At 63.6% G+C, this 18933-nt stretch carries 24 protein-coding genes; 8 read left to right on the top strand and 16 right to left on the bottom strand.

Annotation, left to right across the window (positions count from 1 at the left end; translation table 11 throughout):
* The 5 genes from J2Y48_RS07905 to J2Y48_RS07885 all read right to left on the bottom strand — a co-directional run bounded on the left by J2Y48_RS07905 (window position 1) and on the right by J2Y48_RS07885 (window position 3836).
* Window positions 1-813 carry a CbbQ/NirQ/NorQ/GpvN family protein gene (locus J2Y48_RS07905; RefSeq protein ID WP_310415351.1) on the bottom strand — a complete coding sequence of 271 codons (813 nt, stop codon included), beginning with the start codon at window positions 811-813 and terminating at the stop codon, window positions 1-3.
* A gap of 62 nt (window positions 814-875) precedes the next feature.
* Entirely contained in the window at window positions 876-2222 is a 1347-nt protein-coding gene (locus J2Y48_RS07900) for a nitric-oxide reductase large subunit (protein WP_310415348.1), read from the bottom strand.
* Window positions 2223-2241: 19 nt separating this feature from the next.
* Complete coding sequence (locus J2Y48_RS07895) at window positions 2242-2694, bottom strand: cytochrome c (protein ID WP_310415346.1); 453 nt, start codon at window positions 2692-2694, stop codon at window positions 2242-2244.
* A gap of 294 nt (window positions 2695-2988) precedes the next feature.
* Window positions 2989-3279 (bottom strand): cytochrome C oxidase subunit IV family protein, encoded by a 291-nt coding sequence (locus tag J2Y48_RS07890; RefSeq protein ID WP_310415343.1) that lies wholly within the window; start codon window positions 3277-3279, stop codon window positions 2989-2991.
* 5 nt (window positions 3280-3284) lie between these two features.
* Window positions 3285-3836, bottom strand: a complete 552-nt coding sequence (locus J2Y48_RS07885) for a cytochrome c oxidase subunit 3 family protein (RefSeq protein WP_310415340.1) — start codon at window positions 3834-3836, stop codon at window positions 3285-3287.
* 120 nt (window positions 3837-3956) lie between these two features.
* Here J2Y48_RS07885 and J2Y48_RS07880 point away from each other — a divergent pair, with 120 nt between their 5' ends.
* The 5 genes from J2Y48_RS07880 to J2Y48_RS07860 all read left to right on the top strand — a co-directional run bounded on the left by J2Y48_RS07880 (window position 3957) and on the right by J2Y48_RS07860 (window position 7384).
* Complete coding sequence (locus J2Y48_RS07880; protein WP_310415337.1) at window positions 3957-4112, top strand: hypothetical protein; 156 nt, start codon at window positions 3957-3959, stop codon at window positions 4110-4112.
* 116 nt (window positions 4113-4228) lie between these two features.
* Window positions 4229-4774 carry an iron transporter gene (locus tag J2Y48_RS07875; protein ID WP_310415334.1) on the top strand — a complete coding sequence of 182 codons (546 nt, stop codon included), beginning with the start codon at window positions 4229-4231 and terminating at the stop codon, window positions 4772-4774.
* 1 nt (window position 4775) lies between these two features.
* Window positions 4776-5111 (top strand): cupredoxin domain-containing protein, encoded by a 336-nt coding sequence (locus tag J2Y48_RS07870; protein WP_310415332.1) that lies wholly within the window; start codon window positions 4776-4778, stop codon window positions 5109-5111.
* Window positions 5112-5123: 12 nt separating this feature from the next.
* Window positions 5124-5972: an FTR1 family protein gene (locus J2Y48_RS07865; protein ID WP_310415329.1), complete on the top strand. Its 849-nt coding sequence runs from the start codon at window positions 5124-5126 to the stop codon at window positions 5970-5972.
* Entirely contained in the window at window positions 5969-7384 is a 1416-nt protein-coding gene (locus tag J2Y48_RS07860; RefSeq protein WP_310415326.1) for a 4Fe-4S binding protein, read from the top strand. The genes J2Y48_RS07865 and J2Y48_RS07860 overlap by 4 nt, the downstream gene beginning before the upstream one ends.
* Before the next feature lie 31 nt (window positions 7385-7415).
* Here J2Y48_RS07860 and J2Y48_RS07855 read toward each other — a convergent pair whose 3' ends face one another.
* The 5 genes from J2Y48_RS07855 to J2Y48_RS07835 are packed head-to-tail and all read right to left on the bottom strand — an operon-like array spanning window position 7416 to window position 11967.
* Window positions 7416-8585, bottom strand: a complete 1170-nt coding sequence (locus J2Y48_RS07855) for an NnrS family protein (RefSeq protein ID WP_310415323.1) — start codon at window positions 8583-8585, stop codon at window positions 7416-7418.
* An 8-nt stretch (window positions 8586-8593) separates the two neighbouring features.
* Window positions 8594-9265, bottom strand: coding sequence for an iron-sulfur cluster repair di-iron protein (gene ric / locus J2Y48_RS07850; protein ID WP_310415321.1), 672 nt, complete (start codon window positions 9263-9265; stop codon window positions 8594-8596).
* Between the two features lie 56 nt (window positions 9266-9321).
* Window positions 9322-9861 (bottom strand): molybdopterin adenylyltransferase, encoded by a 540-nt coding sequence (gene mog / locus J2Y48_RS07845; RefSeq protein WP_310415318.1) that lies wholly within the window; start codon window positions 9859-9861, stop codon window positions 9322-9324.
* A 22-nt stretch (window positions 9862-9883) separates the two neighbouring features.
* Entirely contained in the window at window positions 9884-10456 is a 573-nt protein-coding gene (locus J2Y48_RS07840; protein WP_310415315.1) for a UbiX family flavin prenyltransferase, read from the bottom strand.
* Window positions 10453-11967, bottom strand: coding sequence for a UbiD family decarboxylase (locus J2Y48_RS07835; RefSeq protein ID WP_310415312.1), 1515 nt, complete (start codon window positions 11965-11967; stop codon window positions 10453-10455). The genes J2Y48_RS07840 and J2Y48_RS07835 overlap by 4 nt, the downstream gene beginning before the upstream one ends.
* Before the next feature lie 108 nt (window positions 11968-12075).
* Here J2Y48_RS07835 and J2Y48_RS07830 point away from each other — a divergent pair, with 108 nt between their 5' ends.
* From J2Y48_RS07830 to J2Y48_RS07820, 3 genes are read left to right on the top strand one after another with little or no spacing between them, the layout of a single operon-like run.
* Window positions 12076-12582 carry an SCP2 sterol-binding domain-containing protein gene (locus tag J2Y48_RS07830; protein ID WP_310415311.1) on the top strand — a complete coding sequence of 169 codons (507 nt, stop codon included), beginning with the start codon at window positions 12076-12078 and terminating at the stop codon, window positions 12580-12582.
* On the top strand, window positions 12573-13550 hold the full coding sequence (locus J2Y48_RS07825) for a peptidase U32 family protein (protein ID WP_310415308.1): 978 nt from the start codon (window positions 12573-12575) through the stop codon (window positions 13548-13550). Before J2Y48_RS07830 ends, J2Y48_RS07825 begins: the two co-directional genes overlap by 10 nt.
* An 11-nt stretch (window positions 13551-13561) precedes the next feature.
* Complete coding sequence (locus J2Y48_RS07820) at window positions 13562-14494, top strand: U32 family peptidase (protein WP_310415306.1); 933 nt, start codon at window positions 13562-13564, stop codon at window positions 14492-14494.
* Between the two features lie 135 nt (window positions 14495-14629).
* On the opposite strand, the gene J2Y48_RS07815 is transcribed toward J2Y48_RS07820, so the two are convergent.
* From J2Y48_RS07815 to nirK, 6 genes are all read right to left on the bottom strand, one after another.
* Window positions 14630-14773 (bottom strand): hypothetical protein, encoded by a 144-nt coding sequence (locus tag J2Y48_RS07815; RefSeq protein WP_310415303.1) that lies wholly within the window; start codon window positions 14771-14773, stop codon window positions 14630-14632.
* A 90-nt stretch (window positions 14774-14863) separates the two neighbouring features.
* Window positions 14864-15265 (bottom strand): hypothetical protein, encoded by a 402-nt coding sequence (locus tag J2Y48_RS07810; protein WP_310415300.1) that lies wholly within the window; start codon window positions 15263-15265, stop codon window positions 14864-14866.
* 89 nt (window positions 15266-15354) lie between these two features.
* Complete coding sequence (locus J2Y48_RS07805) at window positions 15355-15801, bottom strand: pseudoazurin (RefSeq protein WP_310415297.1); 447 nt, start codon at window positions 15799-15801, stop codon at window positions 15355-15357.
* Between the two features lie 119 nt (window positions 15802-15920).
* Window positions 15921-16616: a Crp/Fnr family transcriptional regulator gene (locus J2Y48_RS07800; protein WP_310415294.1), complete on the bottom strand. Its 696-nt coding sequence runs from the start codon at window positions 16614-16616 to the stop codon at window positions 15921-15923.
* Window positions 16617-16772: 156 nt separating this feature from the next.
* Window positions 16773-17681 carry a formylglycine-generating enzyme family protein gene (locus tag J2Y48_RS07795; RefSeq protein ID WP_310415292.1) on the bottom strand — a complete coding sequence of 303 codons (909 nt, stop codon included), beginning with the start codon at window positions 17679-17681 and terminating at the stop codon, window positions 16773-16775.
* 95 nt (window positions 17682-17776) lie between these two features.
* On the bottom strand, window positions 17777-18907 hold the full coding sequence (gene nirK / locus J2Y48_RS07790; RefSeq protein WP_310415289.1) for a copper-containing nitrite reductase: 1131 nt from the start codon (window positions 18905-18907) through the stop codon (window positions 17777-17779).
* Between the last annotated feature and the right edge of the window lie 26 nt (window positions 18908-18933).

Genomic DNA, 18933 nt, shown 5'->3' with positions numbered 1-18933 from the left:
TCAGTTGATGACGGCGTTGGCGACTTCGACCAGCGCGGAGCGAATGTCCGGTTCGTCGGTAAGCGGTTCGATCAGTGCGGCCAGGACCGCTTCCTTCACCTGCATCCCGCTGTCGATGAGGGCTGCGCAATAGACGAGCAGTCGCGTCGAGACGCCCTCCTCGAGATCATGGCCCTTCATCGCACGCAGCCGATGGGCAAGATCGACCAGCGGCGCGACCTTGGCGGCGTCCAGGCCGCTTTCGATCGAGACGACGGCAATTTCCTGTTCGCGCGGCAGGAAGTCGAATTCGATTGCGACGAAGCGCTGCTTCGTCGAGGGCTTCAGCGCCTTCAGGATGTTCTGGTAGCCGGGATTGTAGGACACGACGAGCATGAAGCTGCTCGGCGCCTCGAGGGTCTCGCCGGTGCGCTCCAGCGGCAGGATCCGGCGGTCGTCAGTGAGGGGGTGCAGAACGACGGCGACGTCCTTGCGCGCTTCGACGATCTCGTCGAGATAGCAGACGCCGCCATTGCGCACGGCAGTCGTCAGCGGGCCGTCGACCCAGACCGTGTCGCCGCCCTTCAAGAGATAGCGGCCGGTCAGGTCGGCTGCGGCGAGGTCGTCATGGCAGGAAACGGTCGTCAGCGACAGGCCGAGGCGGGCGGCCATGTGGCTGACAAAGCGGGTCTTGCCGCATCCCGTCGGCCCCTTCAGTAGCAGCGGCAGCTGCCGCACCAGCGCGGTTTCGAACAGAGCGCATTCGTTGCCCTTGGGTACGTAGTGCGGGATGTTTTCCTGCGAAAGCGATTGGGGAGTCTTCAGAAGGTTCATGGCGGATTTCCTTGAAAGAGAGGGGGTGAATGCGGCTCCGTCGGGTACGGAGCCGCATTCCCTCATTCGGCCGGTTGGATTGCCGAGGAGACGCGGGGATTGCGCTCCTTGCCCGGCACGAACAAGGCCCAGAGGAACATCAGCGCGGAGATCAGGACGACAACGCCCGAGCCGAGCCGGATCCAGTAGAACATGGCGAGCTGGTCCTGCACGTCCATGTAGCTTTCGCCGAGGACACGCTGCAGGTGGACCTGGAGCACGCCGGCAAAGGTCAGCGCGAAGGTCATCACCGACATGGCTGTGCACATGATCCAGAAGCTAGCCATCGACAGCCACTGGTTATACGGCGCGCGGCCGCGGATCTCGGGAACCGCATAGGCCATGATGGCAAGGTTGAGCATCACGTAGGCGCCGAAGAAGGCGAGGTGGCCGTGAGCTGCGGTGACCTGCGTGCCATGGGTGTAGTAGTTCACCGACGACAGCGTGTGCAGGAAGCCCCAGACGCCGGCACCGAAGAAGGCCATCACCGAGCAGCCGATCGACCAGAGCAGGGCGGCACGGTTCGGGTGCCTGCGACCTGCCTTCCAGGTCATGACGAAGGTGAACATGACCATGGTGAAGAACGGTGCGACTTCAAGAGTGGAGAAGAGCGAACCGATCCACTGCCAGTAGCCCGGAGCGCCGATCCAGTAGTAGTGGTGGCCGGTACCGAGGATACCCGAGAAGAGCGCCAGGCCGACGATGACGTAGAGCCACTTCTCGACGACCTCGCGGTCGACGCCGGTGAGCTTGATCATCAGGAAGGCCAGGATCGACGCCATGATCAGTTCCCATACGCCTTCGACCCAGAGATGGACGACATACCACCAGTACAGCTTGTCGAGGGCGAGGTTCATCGGGTTGTAGAAGGCGAACAGGAAGAAGATCGCCACGCCCCAGAGCCCGAAGATCAGGATGTTGGTGACCACCGTCTTGCGACCCTTCAGAACGGTCAGCGTGATGTTGTAGAGGAACATCAGTGCGACGATGACGATGCCGACCTTGATCGCGAACGGCTGCTCGAGGAACTCGCGGCCTTCGTGGATGTGGAACATGTAGCCGACGACCGCGATCGCGGCGGCGACCAGGAACAGCCAGAACTGCACGATGGCGATCTTCGGGCTGTAGAGTTCCGTCTCGGCCTCTTCGGGAAGCAGGTAGTAGGTTGCGCCCATGAAGCCCATCAGCAGCCAGACGATCAGGGCGTTGGTGTGGATCATGCGGACGATGTTGAACGGCAGCAGTTCGGAGAGCGTGTTCGGCAGCACGTAGATCGTGCCTGCGAGCACCCCGAACAGGACCTGGGCGAGAAACAGGCCGAGCGCGCCGTAGAAATACAGCATCGCGACCTTCTGGGTTTGATATTTCATGTGAAGGTTCCTTTCCCGGTCAGCCGGCGTCGTTCGGCGGCCACTTCTGCGTCTTGATGCGGCTCGTCCATTCCAGGAAGTCCGCCAGATCGTTCAGTTCCTGCTCGGTGAGATTGAATTGCGGCATCTGGCGCCGGCCCTCGATGCCTGACGGCTGTGCTGCCATCCAGCCCTTGAGGGTTTCGCGGGCGCTCTCCGGGTCGGTGTCACCGCCCCAGCGCTTCCAGACGTTGCCGAGCTCCGGCGCAAAATAGGCGCCTTCGCCGAGCAGCGTATGGCAGTTGATGCAGGAGTTTTTCTCCCAGATATGCTTGCCGCGTCCGACCGAGTCCGTGAGCGTCGACTCATCGGTGGACGTCGTACGCACGTAGTAGTGGCTATGGGCGGTGAGCCCGATGAAGATTGCGAAAAAGAAGGCCGAGCCGCCGTAGAAGACGTTTCGGGCTCCTGTCTTTGTAAGGCGTTCCGCCATTCCGAGGTCCCCTTGATTTGAGCGGCCGCATCGCCCCGATGCGCCGAGCAGTCATGCTCGCCGCAACCTCCGGGTACGACCGGACGCAAACGACCATCAGTTCCTTCGGATTTTTCCCGCCCGCTTTCTTTGCGATTTGGCAAACAAGAAAGCAGTGGGCGGAGGCGTGCCTACGGGAGGAGTTGGAGACGTATTTCGCGCTCCGGCGAGAGGCCGAAACGCGCTTTACGGACATGCCGTGGAGTGTCGACGCGGCCTTGCGGAGGCGCCGCCGCCTTCATGCGGAGTGATCGCTCAGAGCGTGTCGAGAAGGCCCGCCGCCAGCGACTTCGCCAGGATTGCGACGGTGAAAAAAACCGGCCAGGCGAGAAGCGCCGCTGCCAGTCCCGGGCGTTCGCCGCGCAGGTGCATGAAGTCCAGGATGATCAGGCGTGCCTTGAAGACCGTCAGGACGAGAATAGTGACGATGGCGGCAAGGGGCAGTGCTTCGTGCTTCCATTGCGCCGCGATCAACCCGGAAACGATGCCCATCATCAGGATCCAGTTGGTGCTGGCAAACAGCGAGACGGAGGACTTGGTTTTCATCATCGTCACCCGAAATAGATCAGAGGGAACATGACGAGCCAGACAAGATCGATGACATGCCAGACGGTCGTCAGAATCAGGACGTTGCCGCGCTCGGGTCTCCGGGCGACAAGCACGAACAGGCTGGCGACGAAGGCAACGTGCGCCAGATGGAAGCCCGTGATCATGAAGTACAGCTCGAAGAAGGTGCTGAAGGTTTCGTCGCCGGCATATTTCCATTCCGAGCTGTATTCGACGAATTTGAGGGCGACGAACAGAAAGCCCAATGCCGCGGCCAACAGTAGGCAGACGCGCTGCTGCAGCAGGCTGGCGCCTTTCCGGGCCGCGAGCGCTGCCTGCCATCCGCTTGTGAGCAGGACGATCGTGTTGATGCTGGCAATGCGTGACGACAGGTGCAACTGGGCCGCATCAAAGGTCTCGGCATGAAGGATCGACATGACGAGGTAGCCGAACAGGAGGATGCCGAAGGCGGCCAGTTCGCTCCAGACGAGCACCCAGAGCAGCAGATCGCCGCCTTCGTCGGTGGAGTCGGCCTGTGACAACGGCACCATCGTCATGTGAATCTCCCGCTCTGTTTGCGCCTTGCTTGACGCATTCCGACGGCCCGCTCTTTGCCTTTTCGCAAAGACGGAAGCAGGCAGGGCGTTAGCATTGGCAAAAATCAAGAGGTTCCTGATATGTCCGACGCCCAGGCCGGCCTGCTCGTGGCCACCCCCGTCATCGTCGCCTTCGCGATCGCCCTTCACCGGATGGGTGTGCTGCAGCGTTACAGTGCTGTCGCGGCGGTTCTGTTCTCCGTCGCGATTGCCGCGGTGCTGTTTCTGCAGCAGTAAAAAACTCGACTGCTGGATTCGGAAAATTCCGCCGTTGTTTGTTCCAGCGCAAAGATGCCCATCCGGTGCGTGCATAAACATGACTTAAATAGTCATGTTAACGGGTGGACAATCACATGCATGCATCTCGCTCCCTGACCATCGCAGGCGTTGGTCTTCTGGCCTTTTTCCATCTTCCCGCCTACGGCGCGGAGTATCCGATCGGCGAGCCGCAGCTCGTCAGCGGCATGGAGATTGCCGCGGTCTACCTCCAGCCGATCGAGATGGAACCCGCGGGGATGATGGCGCCCGCGAGCGAGACCGATATCCATCTCGAGGCCGATATCCATGCGACCGCCAACAATACGAACGGTTTCGCCGAGGGCGACTGGCTGCCGAACCTCGCCGTCGACTACCGGCTGACCAGGCTGGACGACGGGCGGCAAGCCAACGGTGTTCTCATGCCGATGGTGGCAAGCGACGGCCCGCACTACGGCGACAACGTCAAGCTGATGGGACCGGGCAAGTACCGGCTTGAATTCGTGGTCAACACGGGCGGCGAAGGCCATGGCCATTTTGGGCGCCACGTCGACAAGGAAACGGGCGTGGCACCATGGCCGCAGCCGGTCACGGTATCCTACGAGTTCGTCTTTGCCGGAACAGGCAAGAAGGGCGGCTACTAGAATGCGGCCGGTAGCGGCGCTTCTCTTCGCAGCTTCGCTTTTGACGTCGACCGGCGTTGCCCATGCAGACGGCGATCCGGTCTTCGTCATCGAGTTCAAGGACGGCGCAATCGAACCAGCCGAACTGGTCGTGCCCGCAGGTGTGCGCTTCAAGCTGGAGCTTCACAACACCGGCGCCAGCCCGGTCGAGTTCGAGAGCCTGGTACTGCGCAAGGAGAAGGTGCTCGGACCGGGCGCCTCCAGCTTCATCGTCATCCGGCGGCTCGATCCGGGCGAGTACGAGTTCTTCGACGATTTTCATCTCGACATGCCGCCAGCCAGGCTGATTGCAAGATAGGAGCCCAGGCGCATGTCCGGGAATATGATCCAGATCGTCCTCGTCGTGTGGCGCGAGAGCATCGAGGCGCTGCTCGTGGTGGGAATTCTCAGTGCCTTTCTGATGAGGCAGCCGGCAGCGGCGCGCCGAAAGGGTCTGGCCTATCTTCGCGCCGGTATCATCGCGGGCCTGCTGCTCGCGATGTTGATCGCCGGCGTCATCCTCTTCGTCGGCGAATGGCTGGACGGCGATCGCCAGGACTATTTCCAGGCGATGATGGTGTTTGTCGCTGCCGCCTTGATCGTCCAGATGGTGTTCTGGATACGTAGTCACGGGCGGCAGATGCAGCAGGCGCTCGAAAGCGGTGCCGGCAAGGCCCTGGCGGCCGCGAACGGCTGGGGGCTGCTGCTGCTTGCTGCCCTCGCGATTGCCCGCGAGGGCAGCGAGACCGCGATCTTTCTCTATGGGATCCTGGCATCCTCCGGCGAAAGCCTGGACGCCGCCGCGATCGTGGCCATTGCACTGGGCTTCGGCGCCGCGCTTGGCTGCTACCTGATCCTGCAGGCCGGCGCCCGCGCCGTGACCTGGCGCGTCTTCTTTCGGGTAAGTGAAGCGATGCTTCTGATCCTGGCTTGTTCGCTTTTGATGAGCGGTCTGGACAGGCTGATCTCGCTGGATCTCGTGTCGCCGCTCTCCGCACCCTTGTGGGATACGTCCTGGCTCATCGATGACGGACAGGGGATCGGCGGCCTGATCGCGTCGCTGACCGGTTACCGCGCCCGGCCGGAGCTGCTGCCGCTGCTGGTCTTCGCCGGCTACTGGCTGGCCGCGGTCATCCTGCTCGGTGGCGGGAAACGGTGGAGAGTGGCGGCTGCGTCATGAACATCTTCAATGCCGTTCCCTCGACCTATGCCGTCCCCAAAAAGGCCGATCCGTGGCAGCGGGTCGGCGACTGGCTGTTTCGCCACCGCACGCACATCCAGGTTTTGCAATGGATCGTGGTGGGATTCTACCTGGCACTGTTGATCGTGCCGCTCCTTTTGCCGCTTCCCGATCGCACGGCCACTATTTGGAACAATACCATCCGCTTCGCCCAGTTCATGTTCTGGGGCATCTGGTGGCCGTTCGTCATCCTCGGCACGGCCCTTGTGGGGCGCATGTGGTGCGGGCTGTTGTGCCCGGAAGGGTCGCTCTCGGAGTTTGCCAGTAGGCACGGTCGCGGCGGCGCCATTCCGAAATGGCTGCAGTGGTCCGGCTGGCCGACGGCGGCTTTCGCGCTCACCACGCTGTATGGGCAGATGACGAGCGTCTACCAGTATCCGAAGCCGGCCGCGCTCATTCTTGGCGGCTCGACTGTGGCGGCGATTGCGGTCGGCTATGCCTATGGTCGCAACAAGCGCGTCTGGTGCCGCTATCTCTGCCCGGTCGGCGGCGTTTTCGCCCTGCTTTCCAAGCTGGCCCCGCTGCATTTCCGTGTCGAACCCGTCTTATGGCGCCTGTCGCAGGAGCGGGGGGAGAAGCCTGGTGCGATCGACTGCGCGCCGCTGGTGGCGATCAAGACGATGCGCGGCGCCAGCGATTGCCACATGTGCGGTCGTTGCAGCGGCTTTCGTGGTGCCATCACGCTGGCGCGGCGCTCGCCCAGCCATGAAATTATCCATGTGGCCGGCGTGACGCCGAAGCCGGCCGAGACCGTCCTCATCCTCGCCGGGTTGATGGGGCTTGCGGTTGGCGCGTTCCACTGGAGCGCCAGCCCCTGGTTCATCGCCGCCAATCAGAGACTGGCGGAATTCCTCATCGAAGCGGGATGGGTCGCACCGCTGGAAATCACCCTGCCTTGGTGGATCCTGACGAACTATCCGGAGCGCAACGACGTGCTGACGCTCGCCGATGGCGGCTTGCTTGTCGGCTATGTCCTGGGCACGGCCGCCGCGGCGGCTGTCCTGCTTTCGGCTGCGCTGGCACTTGCTGTCCGTTGCCTCGGCCAGTGGGATGTCCGCCGCTTTCATCATCTGGCCCAGACACTGATTCCGCTGGCCGGAGCCGGTCTGTTTCTCGGGCTTTCGGCGATGACGGTGACCCAGCTGCGGTCAGACGGCGTCGTCATCCCGTACGTTGCGGAACTCCGCGCGTTTCTCCTCTGCCTCGCTGCGGCGTGGAGCGCCTATCTCGGCTGGCGCGTGGGCGGGCTCTACTGCCGGTCGGCCGTCGCCCGTATCGGCGCGATGCTATGCCTCTCGAGCGCGTGGGCAATTGCGGTCTCGGGCTGGGTGTTGTTCTTCTGGCTGTGGTAGGACGTGGTCTGGCCGTGCAGGCGTGTGCAGATCAAGAGCGGCTGCGGGCGCTCAGCACCGGGTGCGGAATTGGACGACGAAGCGCTGACAGATGCGCTGTGAGGAAGAGTGCCCAGCCGGCCATCCAGAGCAGCGCGGCAACGGGCACGGGATCAATCGCTTTTGCTGGAACCAAACCGGCTGCGATCCGCGCAGGAGCTGACAGCCACACGAGTATGAAGGCGAAGGCAAGGGTGGGTGAAAGAACAAGATACTCGCCCCGTCGCTGCATCGCTGCGCGCCCCATGATCGCAAGCATCATCGTGCCCATCGCGCCCATGGTCAGGCCGTGCAAGGCCGTGGCGACACCGATGATGTCGGGCCGGAGCAGGGCAAGCCCCACCAGCAGCAGTCCCGCCGGGAGCCAGATCCAGGCGAGGTGCAGCACGAGGAGCGCCGGATATCGAATGGTGACGGATGTCCGCCATCCGGACATCCGGGCCAAGGTCACGGCGCCGGAGCCGATGAGGCATGCGCCCGCGAGGGTATCCCGTTCCACTAACGCCAGGCAAAGCCCGGCCACCATCAACCCCGTCGCAAAGACCGACATTCGGTGGCTGTCTTGCAGGCGTTGAGGGGACTTCGTCCGTTCGAGCCAGTGGCGCGTGAAGGCCGGCACGGCGCGGCCGCCGATAGCGTTGATCAACAGCGCAAAGATCAGCACGGCAACGAGTGCCGCCCGTCCATCGCGAAAACCATTCGGCTCGGAAAGCAGCATGAAATCAGCGGCAGCCAGGCCAAAAACAGGCCCGAGAAGCCAGCCCTTTGCCCAGAGGCGGGCCGAGATCAATTGCCAAGCGAGATAGGCGCCGAGGGAGAGGAGATAGGCAAGGGTTGCCGCGACCTGGACGGTGAACGGAAGCGAGCCCGCCAGAACGAAACCGACGCGCGCAATGATCCATAGCACCGAAAGCGAGAGCGTCACGACGCCTGAGACGGTCCCCCGTCCGGTCCACGCCGGCAATGCCGTCAGCAGATAGCCGCCGACAGCGGCACCCCCCGTTCCGAACATTAGCTCATGCAAATGCCAGAGGACGGGATCCCGTCCGCTCGCGCCCGGAAACAGCCAGACCGAAGGCGCCGCCACCGCCCAAAGTCCCGAATACAGGAACAATGGGCGATACGGCGCCTGCCAGAACGGATGGACTGTCCAGCGCGTCAAGGACGGTGTCAGGCCGGCACGCCGTTGCGCTCGAAGCGTGGGAAGAGCACGCCGTCTTCCAGATGCATGTGGGTCACGAGGTCGTCGCAGAACTTGGCCACGCCCGTGTAGAGCGCGGTCCAGGACCCGCAGGCGCCCGCCGGCAGTGCCAGTCCGTGCGTGGCGTGTTCGATTTCGGCCAGCAATTTCGCCGTATCGTCATGCTCGTCGCGCATCTGGGCCAGCGGGTGATCGATCATCGGGCTGCCGCCGCGCCGCATCATCGGAAACAGCAATTGTTCCTCCCGGTGCATATGGCCATCGAGATCCTCGCGCATTGCAATCAAGGCGTCGGCGAGACCCAGCGGCGCGTTCGGATGATCGCCATGCACGCGCTCCACCTTCTGCGCCAGCGGGATCAGCCATTCGAGCTCCTCCCGGTGGACCTGGTGGTAGCGGCTGATGAGGTGATCGATCAGCGCTCCGGTTTCCTCCGGCGCATCCCGGCCCGCCGCTGTCGCCAGAGCTTCAAGCTCGGCCACCAGCGCTTCGGGCACGAGCCCGGCTTTGCTTGCGGCATCGGCCAGCGGGACATTGCCGCCGCAACAGAAATTGATGCCGGCGCGGCGAAACAGTTCGGCTGCACCGGGCAGTTCCGCTGCGAGGGCGCTCACGGTCTTGTCCAGGGAAATGTCGATCATCGGGGTGTCTCCTTCACAGAGTGACTTGGCGGTTGTCGGTGCCCTTGAACCTGCGGTCAGCGGGCGGGGCGGAAGCTCGTGATCCGAGTCGGATCGGTTTCGATGCGGCCGGCGCCGATCAGGTCCAGGCAATAGGGAATGGCGGCGAACACGGTATTGAGGCTGAGCCGGATCGAGGCAGGATTGCCGGGAAGATTGACGATCAGGGTTTTGCCTCTGATCCCGGCGGTCTGCCGCGACAGGATGGCCGTCGGCGTCTGCTGGAGGCTGGCGCGGCGCAGTTGCTCGCCAAAGCCCGGCAACTCCTTGTGGAGGACCGCAACGGTCCCCTCCGGTGTCTCGTCGCGCGGCGAGGGGCCAGTGCCGCCGGTCGTGAGAACGAGGTCGACGCTCGCCTCGTCGCAAAGCGCGGCAAGCGTCGCACTCACACTGTCGCGGCCGTCCGGAATGAGCCGCGAAACGGTCTCGAAGGGCGTGGTGATGACGGCGCGCAGCCAGGCCTCGATCTCCGGACCGCCGAGATCGGGGTATTCGCCGCGGCTTGCGCGATCGGAAACGGTGACGATGGCAATTCTGACGGTCTTTTCGGTTTCCATGGCCGGCACCTTCATCGTTGGATCAGCCTTGCCAGGGCAGGGCGACCGGCCCCGAGGGCAATGCCAAGAGATCGATGGCGCGGGCGGCAAGGTGATCGATGATCTCCTCGACCGTCTTGGGGAGGTGGTAGAAGGCAGGCACCGGCGGCATGACGATCGCGCCCATTTCCGTCACCGCGCACATGCTGCGCAGATGCCCGAGATGCAGCGGCGTTTCGCGGGCCAGCAGCACCAACCGGCGCCGTTCCTTCAACTGCACGTCCGCTGCGCGGGTCAGCAGCGTGTCGGCCCGCCCCGTGGCGATCGCCGACAGTGTCTGCATCGAGCAGGGAGCGACGATCATGCCGCGGACCGGAAAGGAGCCGCTGGCGATCGAGGCCCCGACGTCGGCAATGGGATGATGGCGATGAACGCGCGGCAGGAGATAGTCCAGTGCACCCGGTCCGTGTTCGAGATCCAGCGTACGTCGCGCGGCATCGGAGACGACGAGGTGGGTCTCGACATTGGCGATCTCGGCCAGCCGTTCGACGATGCGCACCGCAATCGCCGCGCCCGAGGCGCCGGAAATGCCGACGACGACGCGTTCGATGCTCACGGTGCGACATCTCCAAGCCCGAGCGAAGACCAGATCTGGTCAACCTTCGATGCGACGTCTGGTGACATCTTCAAGACCTGACCCCACTCGCGGTCGGTTTCTGTGCCGATCTTGGTGGTGGCGTCGAGGCCGAGCTTGCCGCCGAGCCCCGACCGCGGGGAGGCGAAATCGAGGTAGTCGATCGGCGTGTTCTCGACGACCATCAGGTCGCGGCTCGCATCGAAGCGGGTGGAAAGCGCCCAGATCACGTCCTGCCAGTTCTTCACATCGATGTCGCTGTCGACCGCGATGATCATCTTGGTGTAGTTGAACTGTGGCAGGATCGACCACAGACCCATCATGATCCGCCTGGCCTGCCCCGGATAGCGCTTGTCGATCGAGACCACCATCACGCGGTAGGAGCAGCCTTCGGGCGGCAGCCACAGGTCGCGGATCTCGGGAAACTGCCGCTTGACCAGCGGCACGAACAGCTCCGTCATCGCCTCGCCCAGCCGGGAAGGCTCGTCCGGCGGTCGGCCGGTGTAGGTGGATAGATAGATCGGGTTCTTGCGCATGGTGATCGCCGAAAGCGTCATCACCGGGAATTTCTCGACGGAATTGTAGTAGCCGGTGTGGTCCCCGTAGGGGCCTTCGTTGGCCGTGTCGCTCGCCGAAACGGTGCCTTCCAGCACGATCTCGGCGTTAGCAGGCACCGGCAGCGGAACCGTCGCCCCTTGTGCGATCTCCTGCCGCTTGCCTTTGAGCAGTCCGGCAAAATTCAGTTCGCTCATCCCGTCCGGCAGCGGCATGACGGACGAAAGGATCGTCGCGGGGTCCGCGCCGATCGCGACCGCCACCGGCATGTCGCGGCCGAGCGCCTGCCAGAGGCGATGGTGGCGCGCGCCGCCGCGGTGGGCGAGCCAGCGCATGATCAGGCGGTTCCGTCCGAGCTTCTGCATGCGGTAGATGCCGACATTGACGTCGCTCGGGTCATCCGGCGCCTGGGTGATCACCAGCGGCCACGTGACGAGCGGCGCCGGTTCGCCGGGCCAGCAGCTCTGGATCGGCAGGCGGTCGAGATCTAGTTCGCCGTCGCGCCAGATCACCTGCTGGCAGGGCGCGCGCGTTATAGACCGCGGGTGCATCGACAACGCCGCCTTCAGGTGCGGCAGCTTCTGCCAGGCGTCGCGCATCGAACGCGGCGGCTTCGGATCGCGCAGGTCGGCGAGGAGGGCGGCCAGTTGCGGCAGGCCGCCGCTGTCCAGGCCAAGTCCCCACTCGATCCGCTCCCGGGTTCCGAAAAGATTGGCGAGCAGCGGGATCGGCTGCACGTTGCCGGCGGCGTCGACCGGCTTTTCAAACAGGAGCGCCGGGCCCTCGTCGGCGAGAACGCGCCGATGGATCTCGGTAATTTCATGCACCAGCGAAACGGGACGGGAGATGCGCTTCAACCGTGCTCGGCTCTCGAGCATGGCGACGAACTCCTGGAGGCCGGAAAAGCTGCGCGGGATCGGGACATCGGCTTTCATCATTGAAGTCTTGCCGGGGAAATATTCGACCGTCTTTGCGTTTGCGCAAACTGGATCGGCGTGCCGTTCCGTAGGTTCGGCGCCGTACGTTCATTGCCGAAGGTTCGCCGCATGACACTTCCGCCCGCCTTGGTCACGCCGATCGCCGTCGCCCCGCTGTGGCTGGTCGAGCGTGTCGCAAGGACCATCTTTGCCGGGGTCCTCAGGGCTCACCCCGACCTGTTCGAGCGCCTCGGCGACTATCGGCAGATGCGCTACTGCCTTTCGCCTTCCGACCTGCCGTGGAATTTTCTCGTCGTTCCGGCGACGAGGACGCTCAACGTTTCGCGCAAGTCGCAGAAACCGGCCTCGGACGCCTGCATCGAGGGGCCGCTCGTGTTGCTGCTGGGCCTGCTCGAAGGGCGATGCGATGCCGACGCCCTGTTCTTCTCGCGTGACCTTTCCGTCACCGGCGACATGGAGGCGATGCTCGCGCTTCGCAACGCTCTCGACGACAGCGCTATCGACCTGCCGGACGAACTCGGTGCGCTGGCCGGACCATTGGCGCCGTTCGTAACAGGCACGGCCCGTTACATCCGCAAGCAGGCGCTCGAAGGAAAGGCCGCGTCATGGAACTGATCTGTCCCGCAGGCACGCCATCGGCCTTCCGCGAAGCCGTCGATGCCGGCGCCGATGCCGTCTATTGCGGCTTCCGTGATGAGACCAATGCCCGCAACTTCCCCGGACTGAACTTCAGCCGTCAGGAACTGCGCGAGTCGATCGGCTATGCGCGGAAAAAGAACGTGCAGACCTTCGTCGCCCTCAACACCTTCATGCGGGCTGGTGACGAGACGCTCTGGTACCGGGCGGCCGACGATGCTGCCGCAATGGGCGTCGACGCGCTGATCCTCGCCGACTTCGGGCTGATGGCCTATGTGGCGGAAAAATATCCCGAGCAGCGGCTGCATGTCTCCGTACAGGCTTCCGCCTCGAACAGGGACGCCATTCAATTTCTCATCGACGCCTTCGGCGCCAAGCGCGTGGTGTTGCCGCGCGTTTTGACGGTCCAGGACATCGCCCGACTGACGCGGCAGATCAACTGCGAGGTGGAAGTCTTCGCCTTCGGCGGGCTGTGCGTCATGGCGGAAGGGCGTTGTTCGCTCTCGTCCTATGCCACCGGCAAGTCGCCGAACATGAACGGCGTCTGCTCGCCCGCCAGCCATGTGAAATACCGGCAGGACGGCAAGACGCTGGTCTCCGAACTCGGCGAATATACGATCAACCGCTTCGCTCCCAACGAGGCCTCCGGCTATCCGACGCTCTGCAAGGGGCGCTTCGAGATCGGGGACACGCACGGCTATGCCTTCGAGGATCCAGTGTCGCTGGATGTCGTGGACCATATCGACGCGCTGAAGGATGCCGGGGTGGCTGCTCTGAAGATCGAGGGACGCCAGCGCGGCAAGGCCTATGTCGCCGAAGTGGTCTCGAGCCTGAAGCGCGCCCTGGCGGCGCAGCCGGCGGAGCGATCCGCGCTTGTTTCGCGTCTTCGCACGATGAGCGAGGGCCAGCGCACCACCTCGGGTGCCTACGAAAAACGCTGGCGATAGGGGACATCATAATGACTGCGTTGAAGCCGGCATTGAGCCTGGGGCCGGTCTACTATCTTTGGGACGGCCCGAAGTGGCGCGACTTCTATTTCCGGATCGCCGACGAGGCGCCCGTGGAGCATGTGATCCTCGGCGAGACCGTCTGTTCAAAGCGCCAGCATTTCACCGAGCCGCATATTTCCGAGGTTGTCGAGCGGCTCGAGGCCGCCGGTAAGACGGTCACGCTCTCGACACTTGCCATGGTCACGCTGGAGCGTGAGAGCCGGCATGTGCGCGACCTGATCCGCGACAGCGTTCATGCCATCGAGGCCAACGATCTCGCAGCCCTAGGCCTCATCAAGGGAAGGGCGCATTCGATCGGCCCGCTGGTGAACGTCTACAGCGCGGCGACAGCGAGGGTGCTCGCCGCTCGCGGTGCCGACAACATCTGCCTGCCGCCGGAACTGCCGATGAGCTCGATCGGGAACATATTGCAGTCCATGCCCGGCTTTTCCTTCGAGATCTTCGCCTTCGGGCGGATGCCGCTCGCGATTTCCGCGCGCTGCGCGCACGCCCGTTCCAAGGGGCTGACAAAAGACAACTGCCAGTTCATCTGCGGCGAGGAACCGGACGGTCTGCCGCTGCGGACCCTCGACCGCCAGTCGTTCCTGGTGCTCAACGGCGTGCAGACCATGTCGAACACCTGCGTGGTCCTGCTCGACGAGCTGTCGGCCCTTGCGGCTGCCGGGATCGCGCGGGTGCGTCTGTCGCCGCAGGACTGCGACATGGTCGCGGTTGCTCGGCTCTATCACGCCGTGCTCGACGGAAGCATGGATGGCGAGGAGGCGATTGCCAGGCTGGCGGAGGTCTATCCAGGTGCGGTCTTCTCCAACGGTTTCTATCACCAGCGGGAAGGGGCAGCATGGGTCGCAAGAGGCCGTGACGCCGCACTGGGACACAGCTGAGCGTCGACGCTCGCGGCGCGCACGTCGCCTGAAATGACTTGCGAACCGCTTTCGGGGAAACGTGGCGCATCGGACTGCGATGCTGAAGTTCGTCCTCAGATTATAGTGATGCGTTTGCTCGTCCAACCGCGGCGGTCAGTGCGGCTCGGAGCCAGCGCCACCGTCAACCGGCCGACCTGAAGCATCGGATCCGTTCCCCGCCCACTCATCCGCGCGGATTTCGCGTTCCAGCAGGTCGATGAAATGGCCCATGTCGCCGGAGGCGGTTGTCGGTGACATCAAGATGTCCAGCAAGCTGTCTCTATCGGTGCATCGCGGCTGCTGTCTCATCGGACGGTCCTCATCGTAGGCTTTGCGCCTGCGGTCTGTTCAGCCGGCGCTATCATTTTCCGTGTCGCCTTCGAGGCGCAGCATCTCCCGGAGCAGGGTCGAGCCGAGTGCGGCTTCGGATGCGATGTCGTGGAGCAGCAGGCTGGCTTCGGAGAGCTCGCCTTCGTCGGCGGCTGCAGGGTCGAAATCGCCAAGCAGATCGAGCAGCGCCGTGACCTTGTGTTTCTGGGCCCGTACGGCCTCGGAAAGACGCTTCTTCTCCCGGCGCTGCTCGAAGTGCTCAAATCCCCGGATGGCGTCGGCCACCCGATCGCGGCAGCGGCAATCCAGGGCACTGTCCAGAACAACCGTCCGCACCCGTCTTATGGCGCCCAGAACATCGTCGCGCGGGCGAGCTCCGTCGCCCTCTCCGGCATGCAGCGTAAGTTGCGGTTCCTTCATGCCTGCCCCCCGGGGCGGATGCATCGATGGTCTGCATTCTCTTGCCGGATTGCCCATCGAGATGGGCAATCCGTTCTTGTATCCTTGCCTCAGAGGCCGGCAGCGGCAATGGCGGCGTCGAGGCGCTCGCGAGCCTTCTTCGGAAGCTTACCGGTCTTGACCGCGTCGATATTTGCCGGAGCGTCGTCGACGACGACGAGCGCCACCATGCCCATGCCGACGTGCGGCGTGCATTTGACCGCATATGCGCCGGAAGTGTCGAACGTCACCTTAATCGATTCATTGACCTTGCCCTTGAACGGCGTCGCGCCGTCCGGGATCATGTCCTTGATGGACTCGGCGTTGTGGGACTTGTCGGTCGGAACGAAGGTGACCGTGTCTCCCTTGGCAATCTTGATGGAGGCCGGTTCGAAGACCATTGCCCCATCCGTGCCCTTGTTCAACATGTGGATCTCATGGTCTGCGGCGACAGCATAGCCACCGAGGGCAGCGGTCAAAAAAGCAGCGCCCGCCAAAGAACGAAGGATCATGCGCATTTTTTATACTCCTGGGTCGGAAGCCCAACCGGCTTCGTCAGGAGCAGATTACCGCAGTGCGAAAGGTAATCTTTGACATAGCGCAAACATTAACGCGCACAACCGCAGGAAAGGCTGCGTCAATCCTTCGCATGGTCAGCCAGGGCCGTGAGGCCGTTGATGTCGAGGACGATCAGCTTCTGGCGGCCGCCTTCCACAAGCCCCTTGCCTTCCCAGGCGCTGAGGATCCGCGACACGGTGTGAAGCGTGGTCCCGGTCATCTCGGCGATGTCCTGCCGCGAAATGGGAAAGTCGATCCTGACGCCCGGGCCTTCCTTCTTGCCCGCCTGTTCGGCAAGGCGGAGGACGGCGTGAGCGACGCGGCGCTCGACTTCCTGGGTCGACATTTCGCGGATGCGCGTGTGTGCCTCCTCCAGTCGCTGCCCGATCGTCTGCATGGCGGTGACGGCAAGGCGCGGATTTCGGTCGATGAACTGCGGCCACAGTTCGGTTGGCCAGCAAAGCGCGATGCTTTCAGAAACCGCCAGCGCCGTTCCGGGGTAGTCCGATCGCTGCAGCGCCTTTGCGAAGCCGAACAGGTCTCCGGGATGGACGACGCGCACGATGATCTGCTGGCCGTCCTCGGTCACCTGGGTAACCTTGAGCCGGCCGTGCAGGAGAAGGAAGAAATGCGTTGCCGCAGCACCCTGCTCGAACACCGCCTCGCCCGTGGGGACCCGGCGGGGCACCGCGTGACCCAGGAACTTGTCCAGATCCGCGTCGCTCATCCTGTCGAACAGCGCAATGGATCTGACCAGGCTCTTATCGATCTTCACGGTTTCCACTCCATCGCTGACCCGTACCGTTCTACGGTCAGAACGGACTACCTTGCAAGGGCAATAGCAGTTGGATTGGCCCCGCATTGATCTGGATCAGATGGAGAGGGGGCTGCCCCGATTTCCAGAACCGGGTCAGCCCGTCGACCTGGGGCATTACAGGTTGATGCCCCTGTTGCGCAGTGCTCCCAGCAGCGGCGCATACCATTCGGTCGATTTGACCAGTCGAAAGCCGAGGTTGTCCGGCGGCGTGCCGACGGCGCACCCACCACCCTTCGGATCGCGGACGAACGAGGTCATCGGGGCGCGATGGTTGCCCACCGTGACATAGACGCCGCAGATGTCCTCGCTGCGGATGACCGAGCCGGCCTTGTCGAGCTGGACGCGGCGATGGCAGGTGTTGGTCCATTCCCAGACGTTGCCGCCGAAGTCGGACAGGCCGTATTCGTTCTCGCCGTAGCTGCCGAGGATGCGCGGGACGGGATCCCGTTTCGAGCGTTCGGCCGCCTCGCGGCGGTAGTCCGCAAGCCAGCGGATGGCGGGGTTGGTGCCATCGTCCTCGAGCCCGAAGGCATCGTCGGGAAAGCCAGTTCCCGCCGCAAACGCCAGCTGCTGGTCGGTCGGCAGGCTCCAGAGTTCGCCGGTCCTCTCCGACAGCCACTTCGCATAGGTCTGCGCGTCGTCGTAGTTGACGCCCGTCACCGGCACGTTGCCGAGCGAGTAGGAGACGGCTTCCGGCGATTTGCAGACACCGTCGGCAACGCAGACACCGTACTCGGCCAGCGAGACCTGGTGCTTCATGATGGTCAGCGGCCGGCTTTCGATGACGGTCTGCATCGGCGCATCCGTCGCATAGGTGCCGCGGATAAATTCGCCGTCGCTGCGGTAGGTGAACGTGCGCGGTGGAATGGTGACCGTCTGCGGCGCGAACAGGGCGGCAGTCGACGGTTGAGGTGTCAAAAAGCCCGTCTGGTGCGCGATGCCGGCGGTCAGGCCGGCCAGGATGGCAACGGGAACAAGCGTTTGAAGAAACGGGTTCGATAATGCTGCGTGGAATGTTGACATCGTCGCCCCCCAGAGGCGAGAGCCGGCCGCGGTCGGCCGGACTGTCGGCAATGGCGATACAGGCCCGCTTGGCGGGCCTGTATCTGTTGTCGTCGTTATACCTGCGACGGTGCCAGGACGGCGGTCATCAGGTCGTCGTTCCAGTCCCCGGTGACGGCGAAGTGGCCGGCCGCGCCGAGCTCGAACGCCTCGATCAGGTTGTGGTTCACGTAGGCGTAGATGCCGGGCTGCTCGAAGGTGTAGAAGGCAGCGCCTGCGGTTCCACCGGGGATGAACCAGGTTTCCTGGTCGCGGTCCGGCACGTTGTTGAACTTGCCGGTCTGCCAGACGTAGTCACCGTGTCCGCCGATCAGGTGCGGGCGGGTGTCGCGGTTGGCCTGCGAATGGACGATCAGGACCTTCTCGCCGACTGCCGCCTTGAGCGCATTCTCGCCGGTCAAGGCACCGACGGCACCGTTGAAGACCACGTGGCTCGGGGTCAGCGTGCGCATCACTGCGAGCGTGTCGGCATATGCGTCGCCAGCGGTTTCGTACTTCTTGTAGTTACCCTTCTCGTCCTTCGGCACGTAGAAGTCCTGTTCGCCGACATAGTAGACTTTGTCGTAGACCAGTTCCTTGCCGTGGCCGTCGGTCAGGCCTTCGCGCGGCAACACCATGATCGCGCCGTTCATGCCCGAGGTAACGTGCCAGGGAACCATGCCGGGAGGTGCGCAGTGGTAGACGAAGACGCCGGCCTTAGTGGCCTTGAAGCGCAGGATTGCCTTCTCGCCTGGGTTGACGATCGTCAGCGCACCGCCGCCGAGGGCACCCGTTGCCGAGTGGAAGTCGATGTTGTGCTGCAGAGTGTTGGTTTCCGGGTTGATCAGCGTCAGTTCGACATAGTCGTTCTGGTGCACGACCATCAGCGGACCGGGCACCGAGCCGTCGAAGGTCATCGCATGCACTTCGGTGCCGGCGTCGTCGAGGATCAACTTCTTCTCTTCGATCGTCATGGTGAACTCGACGATCTTCGGACCACCCTCGGCCTTCTGGGTGTGCTCGTGGACAAACGGAGGCTTGACGAGTTCAACCTTTACGCGTGGGAGGTGCGAGAGATCGGTCGGGTTCATCTTGGCGGGTGCCTCTTCGGCCTGCGCGAAAGTCGCAGTCACAATCGGTGCCACAGCGCTTGCAATCGCGGCTCCAGCCAGCATTGTGCGTCTGGTTACCTGGAATTGGTCGGTCATTTGTCTTCTCCTTGGACAAGACCGGA

The organism is Mycoplana sp. BE70 (assembly GCF_031455855.1).
In the GTDB taxonomy this organism is placed as follows: Bacteria; Pseudomonadota; Alphaproteobacteria; order Rhizobiales; family Rhizobiaceae; genus Mycoplana.
Note: the sequence above shows the minus strand (reverse complement) of the source record. Positions and strands in the feature narration are given on the sequence as shown.